Annotated in this window: 20 protein-coding genes; 7 read left to right on the plus strand and 13 right to left on the minus strand. The window is 70.6% G+C overall.

Annotation, left to right across the window (positions count from 1 at the left end):
• Window positions 1-9 precede the first annotated feature (9 nt).
• Genes DVK05_RS13865 through DVK05_RS13875 form a run of 3 tightly spaced genes read right to left on the minus strand, consistent with a single transcriptional unit; the run spans window position 10 to window position 3,676 of the window.
• A complete protein-coding gene (locus DVK05_RS13865) occupies window positions 10-873 on the minus strand; it encodes a copper ABC transporter permease (RefSeq protein ID WP_121564234.1) in 864 nt (287 codons plus the stop codon).
• Window positions 870-1,667: an ABC transporter ATP-binding protein gene (locus DVK05_RS13870; protein WP_121564321.1), complete on the minus strand. Its 798-nt coding sequence runs from the start codon at window positions 1,665-1,667 to the stop codon at window positions 870-872. Before DVK05_RS13870 ends, DVK05_RS13865 begins: the two co-directional genes overlap by 4 nt.
• Window positions 1,664-3,676, minus strand: a complete 2,013-nt coding sequence (locus DVK05_RS13875; RefSeq protein ID WP_121564236.1) for a NosD domain-containing protein — start codon at window positions 3,674-3,676, stop codon at window positions 1,664-1,666. Before DVK05_RS13875 ends, DVK05_RS13870 begins: the two co-directional genes overlap by 4 nt.
• Before the next feature lie 104 nt (window positions 3,677-3,780).
• Between DVK05_RS13875 and DVK05_RS13880 the strand changes: the two genes are divergently transcribed.
• On the plus strand, window positions 3,781-4,374 hold the full coding sequence (locus tag DVK05_RS13880; RefSeq protein ID WP_121564238.1) for a nitrous oxide reductase accessory protein NosL: 594 nt from the start codon (window positions 3,781-3,783) through the stop codon (window positions 4,372-4,374).
• Window positions 4,375-4,378: 4 nt separating this feature from the next.
• On the opposite strand, the gene DVK05_RS13885 is transcribed toward DVK05_RS13880, so the two are convergent.
• Complete coding sequence (locus DVK05_RS13885) at window positions 4,379-5,254, minus strand: mechanosensitive ion channel family protein (RefSeq protein ID WP_121564240.1); 876 nt, start codon at window positions 5,252-5,254, stop codon at window positions 4,379-4,381.
• Between the two features lie 105 nt (window positions 5,255-5,359).
• Complete coding sequence (carB, locus tag DVK05_RS13890; RefSeq protein WP_121564242.1) at window positions 5,360-8,590, minus strand: carbamoyl-phosphate synthase large subunit; 3,231 nt, start codon at window positions 8,588-8,590, stop codon at window positions 5,360-5,362.
• A gap of 200 nt (window positions 8,591-8,790) precedes the next feature.
• On the opposite strand from carB, the gene DVK05_RS13895 reads away from it, so the two are divergent.
• Window positions 8,791-9,801 carry a hypothetical protein gene (locus DVK05_RS13895; RefSeq protein ID WP_121564244.1) on the plus strand — a complete coding sequence of 337 codons (1,011 nt, stop codon included), beginning with the start codon at window positions 8,791-8,793 and terminating at the stop codon, window positions 9,799-9,801.
• 83 nt (window positions 9,802-9,884) lie between these two features.
• On the opposite strand, the gene DVK05_RS13900 is transcribed toward DVK05_RS13895, so the two are convergent.
• The 4 genes from DVK05_RS13900 to DVK05_RS13915 form a co-directional block, all read right to left on the minus strand.
• Window positions 9,885-10,109, minus strand: coding sequence for a hypothetical protein (locus tag DVK05_RS13900; RefSeq protein ID WP_121564246.1), 225 nt, complete (start codon window positions 10,107-10,109; stop codon window positions 9,885-9,887).
• Between the two features lie 141 nt (window positions 10,110-10,250).
• Window positions 10,251-10,784 carry a DUF5815 family protein gene (locus DVK05_RS13905; protein WP_121564248.1) on the minus strand — a complete coding sequence of 178 codons (534 nt, stop codon included), beginning with the start codon at window positions 10,782-10,784 and terminating at the stop codon, window positions 10,251-10,253.
• Between the two features lie 50 nt (window positions 10,785-10,834).
• Window positions 10,835-11,071 carry a hypothetical protein gene (locus DVK05_RS13910; RefSeq protein ID WP_121564250.1) on the minus strand — a complete coding sequence of 79 codons (237 nt, stop codon included), beginning with the start codon at window positions 11,069-11,071 and terminating at the stop codon, window positions 10,835-10,837.
• An 83-nt stretch (window positions 11,072-11,154) separates the two neighbouring features.
• Window positions 11,155-13,377, minus strand: coding sequence for a CDC48 family AAA ATPase (locus DVK05_RS13915; RefSeq protein ID WP_121564252.1), 2,223 nt, complete (start codon window positions 13,375-13,377; stop codon window positions 11,155-11,157).
• A 229-nt stretch (window positions 13,378-13,606) separates the two neighbouring features.
• Between DVK05_RS13915 and larC the strand changes: the two genes are divergently transcribed.
• Complete coding sequence (larC, locus tag DVK05_RS13920; RefSeq protein ID WP_121564254.1) at window positions 13,607-15,028, plus strand: nickel pincer cofactor biosynthesis protein LarC; 1,422 nt, start codon at window positions 13,607-13,609, stop codon at window positions 15,026-15,028.
• Window positions 15,029-15,055: 27 nt separating this feature from the next.
• On the opposite strand, the gene DVK05_RS13925 is transcribed toward larC, so the two are convergent.
• Entirely contained in the window at window positions 15,056-15,388 is a 333-nt protein-coding gene (locus DVK05_RS13925) for a hypothetical protein (protein ID WP_121564256.1), read from the minus strand.
• 554 nt (window positions 15,389-15,942) lie between these two features.
• Here DVK05_RS13925 and aspS point away from each other — a divergent pair.
• A complete protein-coding gene (gene aspS / locus DVK05_RS13930; RefSeq protein ID WP_121564258.1) occupies window positions 15,943-17,247 on the plus strand; it encodes an aspartate--tRNA(Asn) ligase in 1,305 nt (434 codons plus the stop codon).
• A 147-nt stretch (window positions 17,248-17,394) separates the two neighbouring features.
• On the opposite strand, the gene DVK05_RS16970 is transcribed toward aspS, so the two are convergent.
• Complete coding sequence (locus DVK05_RS16970) at window positions 17,395-17,622, minus strand: hypothetical protein (protein ID WP_147437792.1); 228 nt, start codon at window positions 17,620-17,622, stop codon at window positions 17,395-17,397.
• Window positions 17,623-18,031: 409 nt separating this feature from the next.
• On the opposite strand from DVK05_RS16970, the gene DVK05_RS13935 reads away from it, so the two are divergent.
• Window positions 18,032-18,331: a hypothetical protein gene (locus tag DVK05_RS13935; protein ID WP_121564260.1), complete on the plus strand. Its 300-nt coding sequence runs from the start codon at window positions 18,032-18,034 to the stop codon at window positions 18,329-18,331.
• A 1-nt stretch (window position 18,332) separates the two neighbouring features.
• Window positions 18,333-19,049 carry a DUF4382 domain-containing protein gene (locus DVK05_RS13940; RefSeq protein ID WP_121564262.1) on the plus strand — a complete coding sequence of 239 codons (717 nt, stop codon included), beginning with the start codon at window positions 18,333-18,335 and terminating at the stop codon, window positions 19,047-19,049.
• 290 nt (window positions 19,050-19,339) lie between these two features.
• Here the strand turns inward: DVK05_RS13940 and DVK05_RS13945 are convergent, their stop codons facing one another.
• A complete protein-coding gene (locus DVK05_RS13945; protein WP_121564264.1) occupies window positions 19,340-20,032 on the minus strand; it encodes a VTT domain-containing protein in 693 nt (230 codons plus the stop codon).
• 76 nt (window positions 20,033-20,108) lie between these two features.
• The gene (locus DVK05_RS13950; protein WP_121564266.1) at window positions 20,109-20,936 is read right to left on the minus strand and encodes an NAD(+)/NADH kinase; all 828 of its coding nucleotides are present in this window, start codon (window positions 20,934-20,936) and stop codon (window positions 20,109-20,111) included.
• Window positions 20,937-21,083: 147 nt separating this feature from the next.
• Here DVK05_RS13950 and DVK05_RS13955 point away from each other — a divergent pair, with 147 nt between their 5' ends.
• Window positions 21,084-22,616, plus strand: coding sequence for a KaiC domain-containing protein (locus DVK05_RS13955; protein ID WP_121564268.1), 1,533 nt, complete (start codon window positions 21,084-21,086; stop codon window positions 22,614-22,616).
• Window positions 22,617-22,968: the final 352 nt, after the last annotated feature.

The raw sequence follows: 22,968 nt of genomic DNA on the forward strand, positions 1-22,968 counted from the left end.
GCGACGCGTCTACCGGCCGATGCTCCCGCGGAGGCGTTCGACCGCGACGCCGACGCGGGGCCCGAACGCGACGGCGGCGACGGAGACGGCGGTCCCGCCGACGGTCCACCCGACGAGCGAGGCCACCGCCCGCCCGGTCTCGACGAACCCGCCCTCCGGCGCGAAGGCGACCCCGATCACGTGCTCGAAGACGAGTCCCCGGAACGCACCGTTCGGGGAGAGCGCGACCGACCCGGCGATCCCGCCCGGCGACGCCCCGGCCGACAGCGATCGAAGCACCGCGAGGTCGCCGGCGAGAACGCCGCCGAGCAGCGCGAGGAGCGCGAGCGCGACCGCGCTCCGCCGGCTCGTCGCGACCGTCGACACCGCCGCCGAGAGCGCGAGGTACGCCGCGCCGAACGGCACGACGAGCGCGATGAAGCGGACGAAAAGCACCGGCGAGTCGACACCGGCGTGCGTCGCGAAGATGCCCGTGTCCGGCGCGGCGGTGAGCCACACGTAGGCGCCGACGAGCGCGAACGGGCCGCCGACGAGCGCGACGAGCGCGACCGTCCGGGCGAGCAGCACCCCGAGGACGTACCCGGTCGCGCTCACCGGATACGTCCGGATCACGCTGAGCTCCCCGCTCGCGGCGTCGGCGAACAGCGAGCGGTACCCGAGCACGACCGCCAGCAGCGGCACAAGCACCTCGGCGGGCAACAGCAGGTCGACGACCGCGGGCACGAACCCGGTCGCGCCGCCGCCCCCGACCGCGACGAGGCCGGCGAGGACGACAAGCAGCCCGGCAGCGAGAACGGCGTACCCGGGCGTCCGGCGCACCGTGACCAGCTCGCGCCGGAAGACGACCCACACGCTGCCGAACGGAGAGTTCACCGGTCGGACACCCCCGTGACGTGGACCGACTCGGCGTCGGCTCCGCCGCTCTCTCCGCCCTCCTCCGCCCCGCCGCCCGCGGGCGACGACGCCCCGTCGGTGCCGGCCGCGACCGCGCGGTACAGCGCCGCGACGTCGTCGACCCCCCGCTCGTCGAGGAGGCGCTCGCGGCGCCCGGCCGCGGCGACCCGGCCGCGGCGGAGGACGACGACCGCATCGGCGTGGGCGTCGACGAGGTCGAGGTCGTGCGAGCTGACGACGACGGCGGCGTCGCCGCCCGCCCGCGCCGCCGCGCGGAACGCCCGCTCTCGCATCTCCGGGTCGAGCCCGCTCGTCGGCTCGTCGAGGACGACGACGTCCGGGTCGCCGAGCCTCGCCTGTGCGATCCCGAGCAACCGCCGCATCCCGCCGGAGAGGTCCGCGACCCGCTTCCCGGCCGCGTCCGAGAGCCCGACCGCCGCCAGCGCCGCGTCGGGGTCGCCGCCAGCGAGCGCCGCGTAGAACCCGAGGGTCTCTCGGGCGGTGAACCCGTCTCGGAACGGTACCCGCTGCGGGAGGTAGCCGACGCGCTTCTCCGACCCCGAGCGCGGACCGCCCTCGGGGTACCGGACCGTCCCCGCGGTGGGTTCGACCGCGCCGCTCAGGACCCCGAGCAGCGTCGACTTGCCGGAGCCGTTGGGACCGATGACGGCGGTGACGCCCGTCCCAACCGACAGTGAGACGTCGTCGAGCACCGCGACGCCGCCGTAGGTGCGCGTGACGCCGTTGAGCGCCGCGAGCGTGCGGTCGCTCATCCGGCCCCCTCCGCGGTCGCCGTGGCGTTCCCGTCCGCTCCGGCGGCGGAGCGCCACGACGACTCGACCGGGTCGCCGTCCGACTCCGCGACGGCGGCGAGCCGGTCGGGGTGATACGGTTCGGCCGCGGGCGCCGGATCGATGATGCTCCCCGAGCGCGCCCCGGGCACGGTCCCGCGGAGCGCGTCGAGCAGCCGCGCGGCGGGGGACTCGCGCACCGTTACCGCGCTCACCGTCCGGTGGAGCGCCCCGTCGACCGGCGACGTCGGGCGGTACGCCCGTTCGCTAGGACCGCGCGGTCCGACGTTCGCGCCCTCCCAGTAGTTCCCCCGGCCGCCGTCGGCCCACACGCGCAGCGCGCCGGCCCCGGCCGCCGCGTGGTCCGCGTTGCCGACGAAGTCGTTGGCGACGACCCGACTGGAGGGGACGACCGTCGTCGCCCGCGCCCCGAGCTCGTTGCCGACGACGACGTTGTGCTCGTACAGCGACCCGCGGGCGCTCGTGGAGAAGCCGAGCTCGTTGTCGACGAGCGTGTTGTAGCCGACGTACGTCCGCGTTCCCGACGCCTGGATCCCCGCGCTGGAGTCGCGGACGTCGTTGCCGACGATCGCGTTCCCGGCCGGCCGCGTCATCACGGTCACCCCGGCGAACAGCTCGTTTCGGAAGACGTTGTCCGCGACCAGCGCGTCCCCGGTGTACATGAGGTGCGTCCCGTACCGGTTGTCGACGAACGTCGAGTTCCGAACGAGGGAGCCGTCGGCGCGGTGGAGGTAGATCCCGTCTCGCCCGCCCTCGAACCGGCTGTCCGTGACGGTGACGCGCGACTCCATCCCTGTGATGCCCATGAACCCCGCCTGCCACTCGTCGGTCCCGTGGACGACGAGCCCGCTCGCGGTCGCGTGAGAACCCGATCGCAGCAGGAGCCCGCTCGCGTTCGTGTCCACGACCACCTCGTCGACGACGAGGCCCGGCGCGCCGACGGCCTTCACTCCGGCGTCGCCGTGGCCGTAGCCGAGCTGGATGTTCGTGTCCCACGTACCGCCCTCCGGGTCGCGGGACTGACGGGCGGCTTCCGGGTCCCGGGTCCGGTTCCCCGTTCCCGCGATTCGCAGCCCCGTGAGCGCCACGTCGGCCGCGCGGACGGTGACCACCGAGCCGGTGCCGTTGCCGACGATCCGGGTCGCGGCCGCGTCGCCCCGCCCGGCGCCCGCGCCGGTGATCGTCACGGACCGGTTCACGGTCACCGTCTCCTCGTAGGTCCCGGGCGGGACGCGGACTGTCGTGTTCGGCGGCGCCGCCGCGACCGCCGCGGAGACGGTGGGGGCGTCCTCGCCGACGACGACGGAGACCGGTCGGTCCGCGCGCCGTTCCGCGGCCGCGAGCCGCTGGTTCGCCGTCCGCCAGCGGTCCGCGGCGAGTGACCGCACGGTCGCCGCGGAGTCGACGTCGTACGACCGGGTCCGGACCGCCTCCCACCCGACGACCGACCCGCCGTGGTCGTCGGCGAACGCCGCCGCCGCCTCGCGGCCGCGGAACGGGACGACGACTTCGCCCGACGGCGTCTCGGCGTCGCTGCCGACGACGTAGAACGCCTCGTCCACCGGCGTCCACCCACCTGCCCCGCCCGCCGCGAAGAGTCCGGACTCGGTCGTGCCCGGGTCTCGGTGATCGAACGTCTCCACGTACGCGACGAGCGGGTAGCCGAACTGTCGCTCGGTCCGCCCGTCTCCGCGCGAGTCGACGAACGAGGCGATCCCGTTGTAGCCGACGACGTACTGGAGCTGCGAGTAGAACACCTGGACGCGCGGGAGCGTCGCATCGCCCGCCATCAGGGCGTCCGTCTCCGAGGAGAGCCCCAACTCGACCGCGTCCTCGAAGCGCACCGGCTCGGGGACCGACTCGCTCGGGTCCGCGGCGAACGCGCCCGCGGTCCCCACGGCCGCGAGCGCGACGAGGCCGACGACCGCGAGGCGACACGACCGGGCGGTAGCGGGGTCGAAAACTGCCACGCGAGCACTTCGATCGCCGGCGACTTAGGGCGTCTGGTTCGTTCCTCGAACGCGCCGCTGAACGCGTCCAGAGGGGCTAAGAGGCAGGTACTCCAAATCTGGCCATGACGAAACGCGACCCATCGACTCCAACGCCCGCCAGCTCGATGAGCGTCCCGCGGCGTCGAGTGCTCGCCGGAATCGCCGCCGCAGGGATCGGTTCCGTCGCCGGTTGCGCCGGCGGTGGGTCGAACTCGATCGCCCCGGTCTCCATCGACGACGACCAAGCATGCGACCAGTGCGGGATGATCGTCGCGGACCACCCGGGAACGGTCGGGCAGGTCCACTTCGAGGACGACGAACCGGAGGGTGGTCGCCCGGCGCAGTTCTGTAGCGCCACCTGTACGTACACGTACCGGTTCGACGCCGAAGACACCGGGCGCACGCCGCTCGCGACGTTTCTCACCGACTACTCCGCGGTCGAGCAGGAGGTGTTCGAGGAGGGCGGCGACACGATGTTCTCCTCGCACGTCGACAGCGAGGCGTTCGCCCGCGAGCCCTCCCTCACCGTCGTCGCGCGCAGCGAGGTGATCGGCGCGATGGGGCCCGACCTGATCCCGTTCAGCGAGAAGGGCGACGTCGAGTCGTTCGTCGCCGAGTACGGAGGCAAGACGATGCCCGCGACCGAGGTGGACCGCGCGACGCTCGAAGCACTGTGAGCCGTCAGTCGTCCGCCGTCGCGTCCCGACCGATCTGGTTGACGTTGAGCGAGCCGACGAGTTCGGTGTGGGGGTACGGGAACCCGATGTCGGCCTCGTCGAAGCGGCGCATGACGGTCTCCGTGAGCGCGTGTTTGACGCCGCCGGCCCCGGTCTCCGCGGGGTCGATCCACACACGGAGGTTGAACACGACGGCGGAGTCGCCGAGCGCGGTCAGCGGTGCGGCCGGCTCCGGGTCGGCGAGGACGCCGTCGGTCTTCGCCGCCTCGTCGAGGAGGATGTCGCGGGCGCGGTCCACGTCGGTGCCGTAATCGACCCCGAAGTCGACGGTGACCCGCCGGGTGTCGTTGGCCTGAACGTTCTTGACGACCGCGTTGGCGAGGTCGCCGTTCGGCACGGTGAGCTGTTCGTTGTCCCACGTGTCGAGCTTCGAGACGCGGAGGTCGATCTCGCGGACGATCCCCCCGTTGCCGCCCCACTCGATGTAGTCGCCGATCTCGAAGGGTTTGTCCTTGAGGATGAACACGCCGGCGACGAAGTTCTGGACGATGTCGCTCGCCGCGAACGCGAACCCCAGCGCGAGCGCGCCGAAGATGGTGGCGAAGGCCCCGAGGATCATCGGGAACCCGGCCACCGTCGCCGCGATGGCGACGGCCGCGAACAGCGCGATCGCCCCCGCGATGCTGGACGAGAGGCTGACGATGGCCGGCGAGTAGTCGCGCTGATTCAACACCTGCTTGGTCGTCCTGACGAGAACCGACTTCCCGACGAGGTAGAGCACGAGGAACGAGACGACGAACGTCACGACGGTCACGGCGAGCGATACCACGGCAGCGGTCGGGTCGGCGAGCAGGCCCGCCTGAAGTAGTTGCGAAGTCACACCGTCTCAGATCGTCGCCATTGGAGTTAAATACAGACGGTAAATCGGGTTTTGAGGCCTCACGAGCCGAAAAAGAGCGTCCGATCGGCCGAGTCGCCTCCGCGGCTATTCCGCGGCGCCCCACCGCTCGACGCGCTTCGGGCGGTCGGAGACCGCCATCACGTCGAGGTCGTCGCCCGCGTGGTCGAGCGCCTCCAGCGCCGCCTTCGCGGAGGCGTGCGTCGAGAAGTAGGTGATCTCCTCCTCGACGGCGACCTCCAGCAGGTCGCGCTGGCGGGAGACGATGAGGTCGAGGTCGCCGCGCTTGGCGGCCTCAATGAGGTCCGTCGCCTCGCTCAGTTCGAAGTGCTCGGCGTAGCCGTCGACGAGCGCCTCGCCCGCCTCGGTGCCCGGGTCCGGGAACTCCTCGGCCGAGAGGTCGACGACGGCGGTGCCGGACTCCGGGATCGGCTTCCCGGTGGAGTCCTGCGCCTTGTCGTACGCCTTTCCGAAGGAGGTCGCGGTGCCCATCACCTCGCCCGTGGACTTCATCTCCGGGCCGAGCCGCGGGTCCGAGCCCGGCAGGCGGTCGAACGGGAGGACGACCTCCTTCACCGAGCGGTGCTCAGGGATCTGCTCGTCGGCGTCGAGGTCGGCGAGCGTCAGGTCGTCGGTCATCACCTTCGCCGCCAGCTTCGCGATGGGGACGCCAGTCGCCTTCGAGACGAACGGGACGGTGCGCGAGGAGCGCGGGTTCGCCTCCAACACGTACACCTCGCTGTCCGCCTCGGGATTATCGACACCGGTCACCGCCAGCTGGACGTTGAGCAGGCCGACCGTGTCGAGCGCGCGGGCGATGTCCTCGGTGACCTCGCGGACCCGCCCGAGGGTCTCCTCGCCGAGCGAGCGCGGCGGGATCATGCACGCGGAGTCGCCCGAGTGGACGCCCGCGCTCTCGACGTGTTCCATCACGCCGCCGAGCAGCACGTCCTCGCCGTCGGCGACGGCGTCGACGTCCAGTTCGACCGCGTCGTCGAGGAACTGGTCGACGAGGATGGGCTTGTCGGGCGAGACGCGGACCGCCTCCTCGATGTACTCCTCGAGCTCCGCGTCGTCCTCGACGACCCGCATCGCGCGCCCGCCGAGCACGTAGGAGGGGCGCACGAGGACCGGGTAGCCGATCTCGTGGGCCAGCTCCAGCGCCTCCGCCTCGCTCGTCGCGGTGCCGCCCTCGGGCTGGGCGATCCCCAACTCGTCCATCAGGACGTTGAAGCGGTCGCGGTCCTCGGCGAGGTCCATCGCCTCGACGCTGGTACCCATGATCTCGCAGTCGAGCCCGCGGCGGTCGATCTCCGTCTTGAGGGGTTCGCCCACGTTGACGGAGGTCTGCCCGCCGAACTGGACCATCACGCCGTCGGCGCCGGTCGTCTCGATCACGTCGGCGACCTCCTCGGCGGAGATGGGCTCGAAGAACAGCCCGTCGGAGGTGTCGTAGTCGGTCGAGACCGTCTCCGGGTTGTTGTTGATCACGTGCGCGTCGATGCCCAGCTCGCGGAGCGCGCGCACCGCGTGGACCGCGCAGTAGTCGAACTCGACGCCCTGCCCGATGCGGATCGGCCCGCCGCCGACGACCACGACGCTCTCGACGTCGGGGTCGACGCGGACCTCGTTCGCCGCGCCGGCGGTGTCGGCGCCCTGAAGGAACTCCGGCAGGCGCGCGGAGTAGTAGTACGGGGTGGAGGCCTCGAACTCGCCCGCGCAGGTGTCGACCTGCTTGTAGGTGCGGTCGGGGACGGCGCTCTCGACTTGCCCCACGTCGGCGTCGACGCCGCCGGCGGTCGCGGTCGCGGCGATCTCGGCGTCGGTGCGGCCGACCATCGCGGCCTCGGTGAAGTCGCCCTCGGCGGCCGCGGCGGTGCCCTCGGCGATGTTCTGGAAGCGCTCGACGTACCAGCGGTGGATGCCCGTCAGGTCGATGACCTCGTCGACCGAGTAGCCGCGGTCGAACGCCTCGAACATCGCGTACGGGCGGTCCGGGCTCGGGCGTTCGAGGTACTCCGACTCCAGCTCGTCGTCGCCGACCGCGTCGAAGTCGACGGCGGGGTCGTACTCCGAGGAGCGCAGCGCCTTCACCATGCTCTCCTCGAAGGTGCGGCCGATCGACATCGCCTCGCCGGTGGACTTCATCGCCGTGCCGAGCTCGAAGTCCACGTCGTCGAACTTGTCGATGGGCCAGCGCGGCACCTTCGTCACCACGTAGTCGATGGCGGGCTCGAAGGCCGCCGTCGTCTCGCCGGTGATCTCGTTGTCGATCTCGTGGAGCCGCTTGCCGAGCGCGACCTTCGCCGTGACGCGGGCGATCGGGTACCCGGTCGCCTTCGACGCGAGCGCGGAGGAGCGCGAGACGCGCGGGTTCACCTCGACGACGCGGTACTCGCCGCCGGGGGTGCCGTCGTCGTGCCACGCGAACTGGATGTTACAGCCGCCCTGGATGCCCAGGTCGCGGATCACTTCGAGCGCCGCGTCGCGCATCTCCTGGTGGCCGTCGTCGGGGATCACCTGCGACGGCGTGACGACCGTCGACTCCCCGGTGTGGATCCCCATCGGGTCGATGTTCTCCATGTTACAGATGATGATACAGGAGTCGTCGGCGTCCCGCATCACCTCGTACTCCAGTTCGACCCATCCCGCGATGGACTCCGTGATCAGCACCTCGCTGTTGCGCGAGAGGCGGAGCCCCTTCCGGACGCGCTCGACCAGCTCCTCGAACTCGTCGACGACGCCCGAGCCGGAGCCGCCGAGGGTGTACGTCGTCCGCGCGATGACGGGGAGACCGCCCACCGCGTCGACCGCCTCCTGGACGCGCTCGCGGAAGGCCGCCTCGTCGAAGTCGGTGACCGACTCGTCGTCGTCCAAGGAGATGGTGGTCGACTTCGGCACCGGCTGTCCGAGGCCCTCCATCCGCTGGCGGAACAGGTCGCGGTCCTCCGTCGCGTAGATGGTGTCCAGGGGCGTCCCCATCACCTCGACGTCGTGTTCCTCCAGGATCCCCTCCTCTGCGAGTTCTGCGGTGACGTTGAGCCCGGTCTGCCCGCCGAGCCCCGCGATGACGCCGTCCGGCTCCTCGATGCGGATGACCTCCGCGATGGCCTCGGGCGTGATCGGCTCGATGTACACCCGGTCGGCCGTCTCGGGGTCGGTCATGATCGTGGCGGGGTTCGAGTTCACCAGGACGACGCGGGCGCCCTCCTCCTGGAGGGCCCGACACGCCTGTGCGCCGGAGTAGTCGAACTCGGCCGCCTGTCCGATCTGAATCGGTCCGCTGCCGATAAGGAGAATCGTCCGGTCCTCGCTCATTACGCGGACGGAATACGCTCATCGTAATAAGGTCGGCGGTAGAGTACGAATCTCGCAACGAGTTTGCGATTTTCGCAAGCTACATCTTACCACGGTGGTCGGTACGATACCACACGATCTCCTCGTCGCCTCGCCGTCTCGGTGCGCTGAGGGGTCCACCACAAGGGATTTACCGAGATGTCGGGAATTCGGTGAGTGACATGCGCTGTTCCCGCCGCAGTGCCCTCCGACTGTTCGGCGTCGCCGGCGCCACCGCCGCCACGGCCGGCTGTCTGAACGCCGGCGACCTCGACGCGTACTCCCTCATCGCGGACGAACTGGACCTGTCGTCGATCGAGCGCCCGTACCTGTGGCCGGACCCGACGGAAATCGACGCGGTGACCCGCGTCGACTTCGCGACCGAGGCGAAGGCCGCCTGGCTCTCGGAGCTGTTCGACACGGGGAGCGTGACCGTCAGACAGTGGCCCCTCGTCGGCCGCGACAGGTGGGGGACCGAAACGCGGCCGCGCCCGACGTTCCTCCGCCGCGACGGCACCTTCTACGAGGTCGACATCGTCGACGAACGGATCCGCCGACGCGACCGGTGGCACTTCGCGCTCGAACGGGTCGACGAGAGCCCGCCCGACGACGCGACGGTCGCGGCGCCGCCGTTCGGCCTCGCTGACCAGGACGAACGCGTGCTCGACGCGGCGCTCGACGCGGTCTACGCGGGTCACGACGGCTTCCTCGGCGACCCCGAGTTCGACGAGCTCCAGACCGTCGAGTTCCACCACGGGCTCGACGCGGACGCCAGCGAACTCGTCCCCTCGCCGTCGTTCGACTTCGTGGACTACGAGGGCGAGTACTTCCGAGCGGTCGCCGAGCGGCGGACGGTCGACGTTCCGGAGTGGACGTACGCGATCACCGAGCTCAGCGACTCTCGACGCGAGTTCGCGGCGCACGCGCGCGACGCCATCGTCGAACGCGACCTGGACGACGCCGGGCTCTCGGAGGCCGCCGCCGGCGTCTTGGACGACGCCATCGCCGAGGAGCCGCGTCGCTACGAGGAGGGGGCACCGCCGTCGGCGGAACTGACCGAGGCCCTCGACGCGCTCGCCATCGCGGACGACCTCGAACCGATCGACGGCTACGACGAGCGCGTCGACTTCCGGAACGTCGTCGTCGAGTACCGTGACGGCGTCTACCGGTTCGATCTGATAGTCACGCCGTAGGAGGGGGATCGGACGACCGCCGGCTCATCGCCCCGAGTGGCGGGGCGTCGGCGCGGGAGCCGAGCGTCGGACGGGGACGACGCTCAGGCCTTGAGCCGGTATCGGTACGGCTGCCCCGCGATGACCTCGACCTCGCCGCGCTCGGCTCGCCGCCCGAGCACCGTGGCGACCCGGTGCGGGCTGCCGATCTCCTCGCACTCGTCGCACTCCTCGACGAGCGCCAGGATCTCCCGCGCCGTCAGCGGCTCGTCGGCCTCGGCGAGGACGCCGCGGATCCGCTCGTACCGGTCGTATTCACCGGCGCTCATACGTCTTACGTACGGTCTCCGAACATATAGGGTTCAGTGAGACAGAAGTCGGACGGTTGTCTGACAGCGGGCGCGAGACGCCCGTTAACCGGCTTTCGGAAGAGTTCCGCTGCGCGTTCGAAACTGGGTGGCGACCCGGACTCAGGCGTACGGGTCCTCGGCCTCGAGGTCGCGCTCCGCGCGGTACTGCTCGACGAACTCGCTCACGTCGAACTCGACCATCTCCCGTTCGAACGCCGACAGCGCCTCGTCGTCGTCCGCGTGGCTCACGGCGTGTTCCATCAGCTCGACGACGAGTTCGACGACGATCTCGTGGAGCCGGCGGGAGTCGAACTCGGTGATCCACACCATCGCGTACCCGACGTCGGCGTTCTCGCTGGCGTCGTGCGCGACGACCGCCTCGGGGAACTCCTCTAAGACGACGCCGAGCAGGTGCGGCGTGTCGAACTCGGGCATCTCCTCGCTGGTGGTATCGATCGCCTCGCGGAGGACCTCGACGAGGAAGTCCGGGAGGAACCGCTCGGGCGGGTGAACGTCCATCACGACCGCGTGCGTCTCGCCGCAGGCGCACTCGTACTCGCGCATCCCGAGGTCCAGTTCGCCGACGCCGACCGTCTCCCCGCAGGGTAGCTCCAGCGCGTTCTCGTCGCCGCCGGGGACGCGGGGCTGGGACATGCCTCCGCTTGGTCGCTGTCGAGGTTAAAAGGAGCGGAACGGGTCGGTCGCTACTCGACGTGCTCGGATTCTGCCTCGTCGTCCTCGCCGTCGCCGTCGTCGACCGCGCCCTCGTCGGCTTCGTCCTCGTTCCCGCCGTGCGCCTCCACCTCGGCCTCGACCTCGATCTCGATCCCGTTGGCCTCGTAGGTCGCTTCGAGGACTTCGGCGTCCTCGCGTTCGACCTCCAGTTCGTCCCGGTCGACCTCCACCTCGACCTCCACGTCGACGGTCACGTCGTCGGACATATCGGTCTCTCCTTCGAGGCCGGCAGGCAAAAACGGTCGCTCGCAGTGGGCAAGGCGGTCCGCGCCCCCCGCGACTCAGGCGCTCACTGGAAGCCGATGCGGCCGCCGGTGTCGCGGAGCGACTCGCCGCCGCCGCCCTTGAACTGCTCTCTCACGTCCTCGTAGTACGCGAGGATGTCATCGTTGATGGTCGGGCGGACCGACTCCATCGCGCGCCGGAAGTGCTTCATCTCGACCTCCTCGGCGTCGTCGTCGTCGCGCAGCGCCTCGATGGCGGCCTCGCGGGCGATCCCCTCCAGGTCGGAGCCGACGTAGCCGTCGGTGATCTCCGCGACCTCGCGCAGGCTCACGTCGGGCGCGAGCGGCGTGTTCCGGGTGTGGATGTCGAGGATCTGCTCGCGGCCCTCCTGGTCGGGCTGGCCGATCATCACGAGCCGGTCGAACCGCCCCGAGCGCAGCAGCGCGGGGTCGATCATGTCCGGCCGGTTGGTCGCGCCGATGACCATCACGTCGCCCATGTCTTCGAGGCCGTCGAGCTCCGTCAGGAGCTGGTTGACGACCCGCTCGGAGACGTTGTTCCCCATCTCCTGGCCGCGCGATGGCGCGAGGCTGTCCAGCTCGTCGAAGAAGATGATCGTCGGGCTCACCTGCCGGGCCTTCCGGAAGGTCTGTCTGATCGCCTTCTCCGACTCGCCGACCCACTTCGAGAGCAGCTGTGGCCCCCGCACCGAGATGAAGTTCGCGTTCGTCTCGTTGGCGACGGCCTTCGCCATCAGCGTCTTCCCGGTGCCGGGCGGGCCGTACAGCAGCACGCCCTTCGGCGCGTCGACGCCCATCCGGTCGAACTTCTCCGGCGAGGTGAGCGGCCACTCAACGGATTCTTGTACCTGCTGTTTGGCGTCTTCGAGCCCGCCGACGTTGTCCCACGAGATCTTCGGGAGCTCGACGAGCACCTCCCGCATCGCCGACGGCTCCACCTCGTTGAGCGCGCCGGAGAAGTCGTCGCGCTTGACGATCATCCGGTCGATGAGGCTCGGGGGCACCTCCTCCTCGTCTAAGTCGATCTCGGGGAGGTACCGGCGCAGCGCCTTCATCGCGGCCTCCTTCGTGAGGCTCTCGATGTCGGCGCCGACGAAGCCGTGCGTCTCGTCGGCGAGGTGGTCTAAGCTCACGTCGTCAGACAGCGGCATGCCGCGGGTGTGGATCTGGAGGATCTCCTTGCGGCCCACCTCGTCGGGGACGCCGATCTCGATCTCGCGGTCGAACCGGCCCGGGCGGCGGAGCGCGGGGTCGACGCTGTCGACGCGGTTCGTCGCGCCGATGACGATCACCTGCCCGCGGGTCTCTAACCCGTCCATCATCGTCAGCAGCTGCGCGACGACGCGGCGCTCGACCTCGCCGGTCACGTCCTCGCGCTTCGGCGCGATGGAGTCCAGCTCGTCGATGAAGATGATCGAGGGCGACTCCTCTTTCGCGTCCTCGAAGATCTCGCGGAGCTGCTGTTCGGACTCGCCGTAGTACTTCGAGATGATCTCCGGCCCGGCGATCGAGAAGAACGACGCCGAGGTCTCGTTGGCGACCGCCTTCGCGAGCAGGGTCTTCCCGGTCCCCGGCGGCCCGTGGAGCAGGACGCCCTGCGGCGGCTCGATGCCGAGCTTCGAGAAGATCTGCGGGTGCTTCATCGGCAGCTCGACCATCTCGCGGACGCGCTGGATCTCAGACTGGAGCCCGCCGATGTCCTCGTACGTGATCCCGCCGCCCGTCTTCTCGAAGCCGGAGATCGGCTCCTCGCGGAGCTCGACCTCCGTGTCCTCGGTGATGAGACAGACGCCGTCGGGCTCCGTCTCGACCGCGATCAGCGGGATCGCCTGCCCGGGCGACCGCATGAACGGGTGGTTCGTCGACGACATCACGGGGACGATGTCGCGCTCGACGACCGGGCGCTTGAGGATCTGCCGTTTGACCATGCCGGCGGCGTCGGAGCCGAACTGGACCGACGCCTCCTCCGGCGGGGCCAACACCAGCTTGTCGGCCTTCTCGGCCTCCGCCTTCCGGATGGTGACGCGCTCGCCGATGCCGACGTCCGCGTTCTGCCGGGTGAACCCGTCCACGCGCACGGTGTCGGTGTTCCAGTCCTGGCGGTCGGCGCGCCAGACCTTCGCGGCGGTCGTCTCCGCGCCCTCGATCTCGATGATGTCGCCGGGCGAGAGCTTCAGGTGGAGCAGGGTGTCGGGGTCGAGTCGGGCGATGCCGCGCCCCGAGTCGTTCGGGTACGCCTTCGCCACTTCGAGTTGGACTTCGTTCATGGTTCCTCGCGGGGGATGGTCGTATCTGGATCCGGTCCGGGAATAAGCCTGTTGCCCGTGCCCGGCCCGCCGATTCCTCCGGTCCGATCGGCGGCCGCGATAGGCTGTGTGATCATATAGCACGGTACGGAGTCCGGTCATAAAACCCCGTCGTAAGCGTGCGTTTTCGCCGTGGACTCGCGGCCCGTCGATCCGGAGGTATTTGTCCGGCAGTCGCCTCGGAGGAGCCATGCGAACGCTCGTCTACGACGGTCGGACCGGCGCCGCCGGCGACATGATCTGCGCCGCGCTGATCGCGGCCGGCGCCGACCCCGCGGTCCTCGACCCCGTGCGCGACGCGCTTCCGGTCCGGTACGCGGTCGGCGAGACGGAGAAGAACGGGATCCGCGCAACGACCGTCGACGTCCTCGTCGACGGCGACGACGCGGGACACGCCGATTCGGATCGCGGCCACGATCACGATCATAGTCACGACCACGAGCAGGATCACGATCACGAGCACAGCCACGACCACGACCGTAGTCACGGTCACGACCATAGCCACGACCACGACCACGGTCATCACCACGAGACGGACGCCACTCGGGACGAGACCCACGCCGAGGGCGCGGGCGTCCACCGCTCTTACCGCGAGGTGGTCGCCCTCGTCGAGTCGATGGGCCTCCCGGACTCGGTCGAGTCGACCGCGCTCGACGCCTTCGAGCTGCTCGGCCGCGCGGAGGCGTCGGTCCACGGGACCGACCTCGACGAGACGCACTTCCACGAGGTGGGCGCCGACGACGCGATCGCCGACGTGGTCGGCGCGGCGCTGCTGCTCGCCGACCTCGACCCGCAGCGCGTGGTCACCACGCCTGTCGCCGCCGGCGGGGGGACCGTCGAGATGAGCCACGGGACCTACCCGGTCCCGGCCCCGGCGACGACCGAGATCGCGAGCCGGGCCGACTTCCGGGTCGTCGGCGGGCCGCTCGACCGCGAACTGCTCACGCCCACGGGCGCCGCGATCTTGGGCGCGGTCGCCGAGGGCGTCGACGCCGTCCCGGATCTCGCCGTCGAGCGCGCGGGCTACGGCGCCGGCGACGCCGACTTCGAGCGCCACCCGAACGTCCTCCGTGCGCTCGTCGGCGACGGGGGACGGGCGGAGAGCGAGACCGACCGGGGTCGGACCGTGGGCGGCGGTCTCGTCCGCGACGACATCGCGGTCCTCGAAACGAACCTCGACGACGCCGCGCCGGAAGTCCTCGGCGGGCTCCAAGACACGCTCGAACGCGCCGGCGCGAGAGACGTGACGGTCGTCCCGACGACGATGAAGAAGTCCCGGCCCGGCCACCTCGTGAAGGTCATCTGTAAGCCGGGGGACGCGGAAGCGGTCGCGGAGCGCCTCGCGCGCGAGACGGGGACGCTCGGCGTGCGCCAGTCCGGGGCGAGTCACCGCTGGATCGCGGAACGGGAGTTCGAGACGGCAACCCTCCGGGTCGACGGCGCCGACCACGAGGTCAGCGTGAAGGTCGCCTCGACGACCGACGGGGAGGTCTACGACGTCAGCGGGGAGTACGACGACGCGGCCGCGGTCGCGGAGGCGACGGGCCTCCCGATCCGCGAGGTGCTCCGGCGCGCGGAGGCCGCGGTGCGGGAGCACCTCGCCGACGAGTAGCGGGACGCCGCTCCAGCGACCAGCCCGTCAGTCGGGCGGGTCGACGCGCTCGACGCGCTCGGGGTCGACGCCGAAGCCGTCGGCGAGGCGCTCGCGGACGCGGTCGGCGACGACATCTTCGGCGGCACCGAACTCCGCCCGCGAGACCGCCTCCTCGTCGACCGCGAGCGTGGCGACCGCCTCGACCGTGGTGTCGTTGAGGCCGGGCCGGAGGCCGGCGATCTCGATCTCCTCGACGCGGAGGCCGTCGATTCGCTCGATCTGTGCTCTGGCGCCGGCGACGAGGTCGCCGGTGGCCGCCTGCGAGACGCGGACGGTCACCGCCGCCTCGACCGACGGCGTGTGGATGGCTGCCGCCATACGCCCTCGCCGCGAGTCGAACGCGGCGCGGCCGGTCGCCGTCTCGGGCCGCGACCCGAGGGGCGACCGGTCCGCGTCCTCGAACGCCGCGGCGACGACGGGGGTCGCCGGCGGCGGCGCTCGCGAGGGTGACGGTCGTCCGACTCGACGCGCGCGACGGACAGCGGCGGCTGGAGAGAACGGGGTGCGGTCCGTCCCGCGGGGAAACCTCCCCAGCCGACGCGCGTCACGCGGTCGGGCGGACGGACCGTGGGGTCGGAATCCCGTAGCCGGTCCCGTTCCACCCGAGGGACGCGACCCTCGCGGACCGCGCGAGCGTCGAGCGGATGGAACGGGTCATGGTCGGGATCCGCGGCGCGGGGTGCGCCGTCGTTCACGTCCAATGTCGGTTTTGTATTAAAATTATGTTAGTTATGCGACCACATGCCACGGTGTGTTCGACCCGAGAGCCGCCGAGAATCCGCCGGAGCGGGCGCGCGCGTTCGGTTCCGTCGACGACGAGACGACAGGCCTATGCCGACCGCCCGACCAGTTGCGCGTAAGCAGTCACCGCCATGATCGAGCGCATTCACACGTCGGACGTCGAACCGGACGCGGACGAGGTCGCCATCGCCGGCCACGTCCACGAGATCCGCGACCTTGGGGGCCTCGTCTTCCTCATCGTGCGCGACCGCGAGGGCCTCATTCAGATCGTTTTCAAGGAGGAGCGCGAGCCGGAGCTGTTCGAGGCCGTCCAAGACGTAGGCGCCGAGGACGTTGTCCGCGTCGTCGGCGAGCCGCTGGAGAGCGACCAGGCGCCCGGGGGCGTCGAGATCGCGCCCACCGAGTACGAGGTCATCGACGAGGCCGACTCCCCGCTCCCGCTGGAGATCTCGAAGGACATCGAGGTCGACCTTTCGACCCGGCTCGACAACCGCGCGCTCGACCTCCGGAAGCCGGAGACGCTCGCGGTGTTCACCCTCCGCTCCGAGCTGATCACCGCGATGGAGGAGTGGTTCGAATCGGAGGGGTACGTCGACATCAAGACGCCGCTGATCTCGAAAGGTGGCGCCGAGGGCGGCGCGGAGCTGTTCCCGATCCTCTATTACAACCAGGACGCGTTCCTCTCGCAGAGCCCCCAGCTGTACAAGCAGATGCTGATGGCCTCGGGCTACGAGGCCGTCTACGAGACCGGCACGGCGTTCCGCGCCGAGGACTTCGCCACCTCCCGCCACGTCTCCGAGATCGCGATGTTCGACGTGGAGCTGGCGTACATCGACGACCACGACGACGTGATGGACGTCCAAGAGGAGTCGCTGCGCTACGCGCTCAGCGAGGTCGCCGAGAACGCCGAGCGCGAGCTCGACCTCCTCGACGTCGACCTGGAGGTCCCCGAGGACGACTTCCCGCGGATCACCTTCGACGAGGCGCTCGACATCCTCGAAACCGAGTTCGGCCACTTCCCGGACGACCCGACCGACCTCGACACGAAGGGTGAGAAGCTCCTCGGCGAGCACTTCGAGGAGCAGGGCCACCCCGCGTTCTTCGTGGTCGGCTACCCCGACGAGAAGTTCTACTACATGCAGGACGTGCCGGAGGACGACATCGCCTCCCGGAAGTTCGACCTCATCTACAAGGGCCAGGAGCTCTCCTCGGGCGGGCAGCGCGAGCACGACGTGGAGCGCATGGTCGAGGTCATGGGGGAGGAGGGCGTCGAGACGAGCAACTTCGAGTTCTACATCGAGGCCCTGAGCTACGGCACGCCCCCGCACGGCGGCTACGGGCTCGGCATCGACCGCCTCGTCCAGAAGGTCGCCGACCTCGACAACATCAAGGAGGCGATCATGTTCCCCCGCGACCCGAACCGGCTGGAGCCGTAACGAGAGCGAACCGCGCCGGATCGCCGAAACTCGCTCCGTCGGATCTACCCCTATCCTTCGGACATATATCGACTGAAACAGCCGGTCGATCAGAGCAGCGTATGTGTCATATTAAGCGGTACACTTTCACGAAATCCGGCTCATGTATTACAATCCGAGAAATACAAATCTAATACCATAGAACACGATAACAACACCTGCGATCCGGCCGACAGTGATCGATAGTTGAGACATTTCGATATCAGCCGCAGTTTGTTTTGTCCCCCATGACTGCGCGATGCGATAGTACTTATCCATAACAGGGGGATACACTGCGAACATCCCGCCTATGAATATAGATATAACTCCAAATCCGATCAGCGGAAGGCTGACCATACGATACTGTGACAGGTACCCAAGTAAAGGTCTTGTCTCTACTGTTCGGTCATAAGTTCACTTTCATAGGCACTTGTCCTGTACGGACCGTAACCGGGCCAAATGTCACTTGCTGAGTGTTTCAACAGAGCGGTTCCGTCCGGCCTCGGGACGCGGCCGGGCGGTCGGGATCGCACGCTGCTGCGCGAGCGGGATCTCATCGACTGCTGCTGCGCGAGCGGAATCTCATCCCGCCGCGCGAGCGAGGATCGAACCGGCCACCGCTCGCGGTCTTTTATAAGCAACTCGTCGATTCGACGAGATACCGGTTTCAAAGGCTCTCACGGCCGTTAAACCCAGTTAAATCGGGCGAAACTCGGCTGAACGGCTTGCGCCATTAAAGGGTATCGGGGCCCGAGGTCGAGTCGCAATGAACGCACTCCGAACGACGCTGCTCGTGGCGCTGGCTACGGTTGTACTGATCGGGACCGGCGCGGCCGCCGGTGCCGTCGCGGCGACGCCCGGCCCGGACAACGCCTCCGGCGACGCGGGGCCGCCGAGCGACCTCCCGGACCAGGTGCCCGACTTCGTCGGCGGCATCCTCGACAGCGTGAACGAGTTCCTCGACGGCGGCGTCGACGACCTCGGCGAGACCGTGAGCGACATCGCCGGGAACGGCGCCGGCGAAGGCGACGCGGACGGCGGAACGGACGCCGACGGGGGTGCGTAACGTGACGGACCGCAAGCCCGACCTCGACGCGCTCGACCGCCGGAGCTATCTTCAGGCGACCGGCGCCGCGGCGCTCGGTGCGGCCGGCCTCGCCGGCTGCGTCGGCCGCGCGACGGGGACGCTCGCGACGCAGGTCACGGACCAGCCGGCGGACATCGACGACTTCGAGTCGCTCGTCGTCACCGTCGAGGGGTTCTGGCTCGGGCCGGAGGGCGCCGAGTCGGACGACGAGGACGGCAACGAGACCGACACCGGCGACGACGCGGACGGGGGCGACGACGCGGACGCCGGCGGCAACGAGACCGACGGTGAGGACGACGGCGAGGCGGGCCGGGAGTACTTCGAGTTCGACGAGCCGCAGGAGGCCGACCTCGTCGAGCTTCAGAACGGCGAGACGCAGCTGATCGACGAGCGCGAGCTCCAGACGGGCGAGTACCCGTACCTCCAGCTGGACGTGTCGTCGGCCGACGGGACGCTCACCGACGGAAGCGACGCGACCGTCGACCTCCCGGGCAACGCGCCCCTGAAGTTCAACGAGTCGTTCGAGATCCGCGAGAACACGCGGACGACGTTCACCGCGGACTTCGCGCCGGTGCTCCGGGGGAACGGCCGCTACCTCCTCCGGCCTGTGCCGAGCGGCATCGAGGTGGAGTACGAGGAGTCGAGCGAGTCCGACGGGAGCGGTTCGAGCGGCGACAACGAGACCGCCGACGCGTAGCGACGCCGCAGTCCCCCGGTCCCCCGTTGGAGCCGCGGTCGCGTCCGGTCGCTCGCACGCGCGAGCGCGGACCGCGCCGCGGCTTCGGGGTCAGGGCGGGGTCGGTTCCCGGGATTCGGGGACCGGGGGAATGCGCGCGCCGCTGCGGTCGGTCCCCGACTCGAGGCATCCCGTCGCCGTCAGAGGCACACGACCCGCACGGATCGTCCGCGCGACGACGCGCACGGACGGTCTTCGCTTTCTCCGATCCTCACCCGAGCGCCCTCGGAGCGGCGCCGCTCTCGGTCGACTCAGGCGGCCGCCGCGTCCGACCGCACGAACGTCCGGTACAGCGGGCCGGCGAGCACCAGCGCGCCGACGCCCGCCATCCCGAGGATCACCGCGGGGTCCACGAGCGACCCGCCGCCCGCGGCGAGGCGGTCGAGCGAGACGCCGACCGCGACCCCGCAGAGGACCCACGGCAGCTCGCCGAGCGCGGTCCCGAAGACGAACGGTCGAACCCCGACCCCCGCGGCCGCGGCGCCGACCGTCACCGCGTCGGAGGGGAGCGGCAGGAGGCGGGTCCCGGTCACGGCGCGCACGCCGCCGGACTCCGCCGCGAAGCGCTCGCCGGCGCGACAGAACCGCGCTGCGACGCCCGAGTCCTCGACCGTCTCGGGGCCGCCCCCGAGCCTGAGCCGCCCCGCCCGAGCGAGCGCGTACGGGGGCACGGCGGTGCCGACCACGAGCGCGAGCGCGAACGGCGTCCCGGCCCAGCCGTATCCGAATCCGACGACGACGGCGAGCAGCGTCGTCGGCCACGCGAGGAGCGGTCTGACGGCCGCCAGCACGACCACGGCGGCCCCGAAGCGGAGCGGATCGGTCGCGAGCCAGCGGAGCCGCGAGAGCGCCGCCTCCGGGGAGACCGCGAGCGCGACCGCCGCGAGCGCGGCGACGGCGGTCCCGGCGACCGCGTACCGACCGACCGTGGTCCGGCGATTCACGCTCCCGCGTCCGCGGGCGTCCGGTAAACGCTTTGTGGGTGCGTTCGCTCGGGGGTCGCCGGCGCGACCGCCCCGGTCACGACAGTTTCCCGAGCGCCTCGAAGAAGTCGGAGGGCGGCCCCGCGATCCGTATCGGCGGCGCGGCGCGCTCGACGGTCACCTCGACCGGCCCGTCGAGGGACTCGGTGTCGCGGCCGTCGCTGACGACCGTCGCTCCCGCGTCGTTCTCGACGGCGACGCTGACGGTCGCGTCCGCGTCCACCACGAGCGGCGGCATCCCCTCGTCCGCGACCATCTCGTTGACCACCAGTCCCCCGACCTCGGGGTGGACCAGCGGGCCGCGCTCGGAGAGGTTGTACGCGGTCGACCCGGTCGGCGTGGCCACGAGGACCCCGTCGGCGTGGCCGCCGGCGTACCGCGAGCCGTCGACGCGCACCTCGTAGTCGATGCCGCCGCCCGGCCCGCGGCGCCCGCCTTGGACGACCACCTCGTTCGCCGCCGGCGTCGAGGTCCAGTCGCCGGCGCTGGCCGCGAGCCGCGGGGCCTCGCGGACGTCCAAGCCGCCGTTGCGAAACGCCCGGATCTCGGCGCGGAGCGCCGTCGCCGCGTCCGCCGGCTGGACGGCGTTGAGAAAGCCGACCTCGCCGAGGTTCACGCCCACGATCGGGGTGTCGCCCGCGTTGCGCGCGACGAACAGGAACGTCCCGTCGCCGCCGACCGCGACGACGAGGTCGCAGTCGTCGAACGCGCCGACCGGTCGGGCCTCGTCGCCGGCGTCGAGGGCCGCGGCGGTCTCCTCGTCGAGCCAGACGCTCTCGTCCGCGTCGACGACGACGTCCCGGAGGGTCGCCGCGAGCGACGCCGCCCGCTCGCTGCCCTTCCGCGCCACGATGCCCACTTCCATGGCAGTCCCATCCCGATCCCCGGATAAAAGCGTGCGGACATCGGGCGGGCCCGCCGGGGTCCCGGACCCCGGCGCCGCGCCGGAAAGTTTCAAGCCGCTCGGCCGCGTTGCTCGGGCCATGTCGACCCCCCACGGGCGGCGAAAACGATGAGCGAGGAGGACGACTGGTTCGAGCGCGCGCTACGCGAGACCGACGAGGAGTCCGACGAGCGGCCGGTGGGCGACGCGGAGGGCGGATCAGGCGACGACGAGGGAGCGGCGGAGGGCGCGGGCGACGGAGCGGCGGAGAGCGACCCCGCGAACGGCGATTCGGACGGCGGCGAATCCGAGTCCGCGGCGACCGACTACGACGACCCGGCGGCCGAGCTCGGCGACTTGGGCGGCGGCGCAGACTCCGATGCTGAGTCCGGGAGCCCGAGCGAAGAAGTCGGCACGGATACGGACGAGACGAGCGCCGCGGCCGACGACGGCGACCCGTTCGGCGGCGACGTCGGAGGCGACGGTGACGCCGGTGACGACCCGTTCGGCGGGGCCGTCGGCGGAGACGGCGAGTCCGGGGGCGAAGGACAGACAGGCCCCTCGGCGGACGACGGCGTGCCGGCCGACGCGTTCGGCGACCTCGACGCGGACGAGGGGTTCGACTCCTTCGGTGGAGACGACCCCTTCGGCGGCGGTGGCGGGACCGACGCGGACGGCGCCCCCGAGGGCGGCACCGCCGCGGGGGCTGACACCGGCTCCGGCGGCGGGGATTCGTTCGGCGCGGACGACCCCTTCGGCGGGAGTCGGGGAGGAGGCGGTGGAGGCGGCGGACCGAGCGGCGCGAGCGGCGGCGGGGCCGAGGGCGGCGGCGGGGACCCCTTCGGCGGCTACCGCGGCGCCGCGAGCGCCGGCGACGACGACTTCGGGTTCGCCGACCTCGGGGGCGACGCGGACGCCGGCGGCCCGCCCGACTTCGACGTCGACCCCGACGAGTTCGAGTCGGAGATCACGCGGACCGACATCGGGATCGAGGGGCTCGACGACATGATCCTCGGCGGGGTCCCCAAGCGGTCGCTGCTGTCGGTTATCGGCGGGGCCGGGACCGGGAAGACGACGTTCGCGCTCCAGTTCCTCAACGGCGCGCTCGAATCGGGCGGGAAGGCGATCTACATCACGCTGGAACAGACGCGCGAGTCGATCTTCGACACCGCGACCGAGAAGGGGTGGTCGTTCCGCGAGTACGCCGACGAGGACCGCCTCGCGGTCGTCGCCATCGACCCCATCGAGATGGCCAACTCGCTGTCGTCGATCCGCAACGACCTCGTCCGCCTCATCTCCGAGTTCGACGCCGACCGGCTGGTGCTCGACTCCGTCTCGCTCCTGGAGATGATGTACGACCACCCGGCGAAGCGTCGGTCGGAGGTGTTCGGGTTCACGCGCTCGCTGAAGGAGTCGGGCGTCACCACGCTGCTCACCTCCGAGGCGAGCGAGGACACGCCGTACGCCTCGCGGCACGGGATCGTGGAGTACCTCACGGACGCCGTCTTCGTCCTCCAGTACGTCCGCGGCTCGGACTTCCGCGAGACGCGGCTGGCCGTCGAGATCCAGAAGATCCGCGACGCGAACCACTCCCGCGAGACGAAGCCCTACGACATCACCGACACCGGGATCTCCGTGTACGACCAGGCGAACATCTTCTGAGCGGGCGGAACGACGCGATGTTTGAATCGGCGTGCGTCACAGCGGCGATTATCTATAAACGAACGCTGTGCGGTGGCGCGTGCCGGTGAGCGCCGCGTCGCGGCGCGAACCGCACGCGCGAGGGACGCGGCGAGCGCGAGCGGCGTAGCCGCGAAGCGTGAGCCGCGAGGCTGGGGAGGCGTGAGGTGCGGGGCGGTGCTGTGCGAGGTGGGACTCAAAGGGGCAGCCAAGAGGTGGGCGCAGGCGACACAAGCACCGCAACGAGGGAGCGAACGAAGTGAGCGACTGAGTGAGGAGCGCAGCGAGCGTGCGCCCACCTCTTGGCTGGGGCTTTGGAGGTGTCAACCCTCGA

Origin of the sequence: Halorubrum sp. Atlit-8R, assembly GCF_003666025.1 — an archaeon.
Lineage (GTDB): Archaea > Halobacteriota > Halobacteria > Halobacteriales > Haloferacaceae > Halorubrum > Halorubrum salinarum.

What these genes read in the sequence shown, in the direction of transcription:
- DVK05_RS13910 (WP_121564250.1), bottom strand. Translation starts at nt 11,071, where the DNA reads ATGTCCGACGACGTGACCGTCGACGTGGAGGTCGAGGTGGAGGTCGAC.
- larC (WP_121564254.1), top strand. Translation starts at nt 13,607, where the DNA reads ATGCGAACGCTCGTCTACGACGGTCGGACCGGCGCCGCCGGCGACATG.
- DVK05_RS13895 (WP_121564244.1), top strand. Translation starts at nt 8,791, where the DNA reads ATGCGCTGTTCCCGCCGCAGTGCCCTCCGACTGTTCGGCGTCGCCGGC.
- DVK05_RS13955 (WP_121564268.1), top strand. Translation starts at nt 21,084, where the DNA reads ATGAGCGAGGAGGACGACTGGTTCGAGCGCGCGCTACGCGAGACCGAC.
- aspS (WP_121564258.1), top strand. Translation starts at nt 15,943, where the DNA reads ATGATCGAGCGCATTCACACGTCGGACGTCGAACCGGACGCGGACGAG.
- carB (WP_121564242.1), bottom strand. Translation starts at nt 8,590, where the DNA reads ATGAGCGAGGACCGGACGATTCTCCTTATCGGCAGCGGACCGATTCAG.
- DVK05_RS13915 (WP_121564252.1), bottom strand. Translation starts at nt 13,377, where the DNA reads ATGAACGAAGTCCAACTCGAAGTGGCGAAGGCGTACCCGAACGACTCG.
- DVK05_RS13950 (WP_121564266.1), bottom strand. Translation starts at nt 20,936, where the DNA reads ATGGAAGTGGGCATCGTGGCGCGGAAGGGCAGCGAGCGGGCGGCGTCG.
- DVK05_RS13900 (WP_121564246.1), bottom strand. Translation starts at nt 10,109, where the DNA reads ATGAGCGCCGGTGAATACGACCGGTACGAGCGGATCCGCGGCGTCCTC.
- DVK05_RS13870 (WP_121564321.1), bottom strand. Translation starts at nt 1,667, where the DNA reads ATGAGCGACCGCACGCTCGCGGCGCTCAACGGCGTCACGCGCACCTAC.
- DVK05_RS13905 (WP_121564248.1), bottom strand. Translation starts at nt 10,784, where the DNA reads ATGTCCCAGCCCCGCGTCCCCGGCGGCGACGAGAACGCGCTGGAGCTA.
- DVK05_RS13935 (WP_121564260.1), top strand. Translation starts at nt 18,032, where the DNA reads ATGAACGCACTCCGAACGACGCTGCTCGTGGCGCTGGCTACGGTTGTA.
- DVK05_RS13925 (WP_121564256.1), bottom strand. Translation starts at nt 15,388, where the DNA reads ATGGCGGCAGCCATCCACACGCCGTCGGTCGAGGCGGCGGTGACCGTC.
- DVK05_RS13880 (WP_121564238.1), top strand. Translation starts at nt 3,781, where the DNA reads ATGACGAAACGCGACCCATCGACTCCAACGCCCGCCAGCTCGATGAGC.
- DVK05_RS16970 (WP_147437792.1), bottom strand. Translation starts at nt 17,622, where the DNA reads ATGGTCAGCCTTCCGCTGATCGGATTTGGAGTTATATCTATATTCATA.